A 3,400-nucleotide genomic window follows, 5' to 3' on the forward strand; every position below is an offset into this window, starting at 1 on the left:
GCCCGGCCCGGGCCGGGCCGGGCCGGGCCGGGCCGGGCAAGGCGGGCAGGCAGGGCCGGGGCAAGGCGGCCCGGGCCGGGCCGGGTGCGGTCGACCGGTCGCCTCCGGCGCGGTCAACGCATCCCGGTCTGCACCATCTCCCGACCCGGCGCGGTGTCCCGGATGAACTGCCGGTAGACGGCCTCGTATCCGAGCGCCGTCTGCTGGTTGGAGAACGTCCGCGTGACGTGCTCGATGCAGGCGGCCGGGGAGAGCCGGGTGACCTCCCGTAACGCCCCGGGCAGCTCGGCGGGGTCGGCGCAGATCAGGCCGGTGGTACCGGACCGGACCAGCTCGGGCACGGCACCCCGGTCGAGGGCCACCACCGGGGTGCCGGTGGCCATCGCCTCGACCATCACCATGCCGAAGGGTTCCTCCCACTGGATCGGCATGATCAGGCAGCGGGCGTCGAGCAGCAGCCGCAGGCAGGTGTCCCGGTCGGCGTTGACCAGCACCCGCACGTCCGGGCCGAGCTTGGGCTCGATCACCTCGGCGTAGTAGCGCCGTTCGCCGGGTTCGTTGCACTTGCCGACCAGCATCAGCGGCAGCCCGGCGGCCCGGCAGGCGTCGATCGCCAGATCCGGCCCCTTGTCCGCGTTGAACCGGGCCAACCACAGCACCGGTCCGGTACCGGCCGCCGTCTTGCGCGGGACCTGACCGACGTCCATGCCGTTGTGCACGGTGCCGATCCAGTTCAGTTCCGGGGCGAGTCGCCGTTGGGCGTGTGAGATGGCCACCAGGCCGACGCCCGGATCCGCCTGACGCAGCACGTCGCGGTACTCACCGAGGGGGTTGCCGTGCACGGTGGCCACGGTCGGTACCGACCGACGGCCGGCGACCAGCGGGCCGATCGTGGTGTGGTCGTGCACGAGGTCGAACTCGTCCGGCGTGACCAGGCGCTGGACCCGGGCGAGGTGGGCCACCTCCGGTATCGCCTCGCCGAGCCGGTCGTGCTGCAACTCGGGCATGGTGCTGACGAACCGCGCCCGCGTGCCGCTGCCGGTACCCGCCCCGAAGAGGGTCACCGCGTGTCCCTGCTCGACGAGGACGTCGACCAGCCCGGCGACCACCTGTTCGAGCCCGCCGTACCCCGGGGGCGGCACCTCGTACCAGGGCGGCACCACCATGGCGACCCGCAGCGGCCGGGTTGCCGGATGGTCGGACGAATACCGGTTCACAGTGACGGACCCTCCCCGGGTTCGGCATACTTTTGCCCCGATTCGGGGTTTTCCCGTTGCCATCGGCGGTAAACCCTGCCGTCGACGGTGGGCCCCTCCATCGGCGGTGAGCGCCTGCCGTCACTCCGCCGTCACGGTGAGCCGGTCGTCCACCGACCAGACACCCGGTGCGGAACAGGCCACCCGCTCCGCCTCGTTCCGTTCCCGCCAGGAGCGGACCGAACCGGTCAGCACCACGTCGTGCCCCTCGACGGTGACCCGGATCCGGTCGCTCCCGGTCCGCCGGGCCAACGCCCGCCGGATCTCCCGCGCCACGTCGGTCCCGCCCCGCCGCCCGGGGCGTACGTCGATCAGGTTGGTGACCCCCCGCACGCCGCGCAGCCGGCGCACCTCCCGCTCCGCGGCGCGCCGCTGGTACGCCCAGTCGACCACCCCGCGCAGCATCACCCAGCCGTTGGCGACGGTCACGTCGAGCTGGTCGGCCGGTACGAAGCTGTCCCACTCCAGGGACCGGCTGGCCGCGAGGGCGATCTCCGCGTCGGCGTACCCGTCCTCGCCGGGCAGCCGTACCTCGATCTCGTTGGCGACCGCCCGGACCCCCCGGACCCGGTGGGCGTCCCGCTCGGCGGCCCACCTGCGTGCGTAGCTGTCCACCCGGCCGGTCAGGCTCACCACACCGTCGGTGACCACCGCACCGACCTCGTGTGGCTGCATCCGGGCGTCCCAGTTCAACTCGTCCAGTACGTCCCGTTGGATGTCCGCATCCGTGCGCCGCCCCCGTGCCGTGGCCATGCTCCGCCTCCTGCGATCGGTGCCTGCGATCGGTACCTGGTCCTCCGTGGCGACGATGGCTCCGGACCGGGTGAGGCCGGTTCACCCGGGCAGGACGATCACGGGCCGGAAAAGGGACGGCGGGCGGTGCGACCAACCCCCTTGGTCGCACCGCCCGCCGCCGGGAGGAGGCAGGCTCTCGGTGTTACGACGTCTCGGCGAGCGTCACGGTTGCCTTCGCCTCGGCACCGTCGCGGACGTAGGTCAGCTCGACCCGGTCGCCGACCCGACCGGCCTGTACCGCCGCGACCAGATCGTTCGACTCGCTGATCACCCGGTCACCGAAGCGGGTGACGATGTCCCCCTCCCGCAGACCGGCCTTCGCCGCCGGGCTGTCCGGGTTGACCTGCGCGATCAACGCCCCGCCGTTCTCGGCGGTGTTCACCGCGACGCCGAGCGACGGGTGGCTGACCTTCTGACCCCGCTGGAGCTGCTCGGCGACGGCCTTGGCCTTGTTGCTGGGGATGGCGAAGCCGACCCCGATGTTGCCCGTACCCTGCCCGGCGGTGGCGATGGCGGTGTTGATGCCGATCACCTCGCCCCGGGTGTTGATCAGCGCGCCACCGGAGTTGCCGGGGTTGATCGGGGCGTCGGTCTGCAACAGGCCGGAGATCGAGCTGACCCCCTGCTGCGGGCGCTGGTTCTCGGAGCCGGCCTGGATGGTCCGGTCCCGGGCGCTGATGATGCCGGCGGTGACCGAACCCTGGAGTCCGAGCGGACTGCCCAGGGCGAGCACCGTGTCGCCGACCCGCATCCCGTCGCTGTCGCCGAAGGTCGCCGGGTTCAGCCCGGAGACGCCGTCCGCCTTGATCACCGCGAGATCGGTCTTCGGGTCGGTGCCGACGATCTTCGCGCGGACGTTCTTGCCGTCGGCGAAGACCACCCGCACGGTGTCGCCGTCGGCGCTGGCGATCACGTGGTTGTTGGTCAGCACGTAGCCGTCGGCGGTCAGCACCACACCCGAACCCTCACCGTTTCCGGTGCTGATCGAGACCACGCTGTTCGCCACCTTCGCGGCGATACCCGGCAGGTCGGCGCTGTTGATGATGGGTGCGGCGGTGAAGGTCCGGCCGCCGGAGCCGGGGTCCAGGGCCAGGGCGACCGCGCCGCCGGCGATGCCGGAACCGGCCATCAGGGCCAGCGCCACCGCACCCGCCGCCACGAACTTCGCGAACCGGCCGGGTCCGGGGGTCGGTGCCGGCCCGTGCGCCCAGGGCGGCACGGCGCCGGGGTACCCGGGCTGCGGGGCGCCCAGCGGAGCGGCCTGCCCGGGGTAGCCCGGGTTGGTCGGCCATCCGGGCTGACCCGGCTGCCAGGCGTTACCGGGGTACGGCTGGTGACCCGGGTACTGC

The 3,400-nt window shown here is 72.9% G+C and carries 3 protein-coding genes; all 3 read right to left on the reverse strand.

Annotated features, from left to right (window positions below):
• Positions 1 to 113 precede the first annotated feature (113 nt).
• A complete protein-coding gene (locus GSF22_RS32095; RefSeq protein ID WP_439957835.1) occupies positions 114 to 1,280 on the reverse strand; it encodes a glycosyltransferase family 4 protein in 1,167 nt (388 codons plus the stop codon).
• A gap of 57 nt (positions 1,281 to 1,337) precedes the next feature.
• Positions 1,338 to 2,009 carry a BON domain-containing protein gene (locus GSF22_RS32100; RefSeq protein ID WP_208817662.1) on the reverse strand — a complete coding sequence of 224 codons (672 nt, stop codon included), beginning with the start codon at positions 2,007 to 2,009 and terminating at the stop codon, positions 1,338 to 1,340.
• Between the two features lie 184 nt (positions 2,010 to 2,193).
• Positions 2,194 to 3,400: S1C family serine protease (locus GSF22_RS32105; RefSeq protein ID WP_208817663.1), on the reverse strand; the 1,207-nt coding region annotated here is incomplete at its 5' end.

Source organism: Micromonospora echinofusca (genome assembly GCF_017614955.1).
Classification (GTDB): domain Bacteria; phylum Actinomycetota; class Actinomycetes; order Mycobacteriales; family Micromonosporaceae; genus Micromonospora; species Micromonospora echinofusca_A.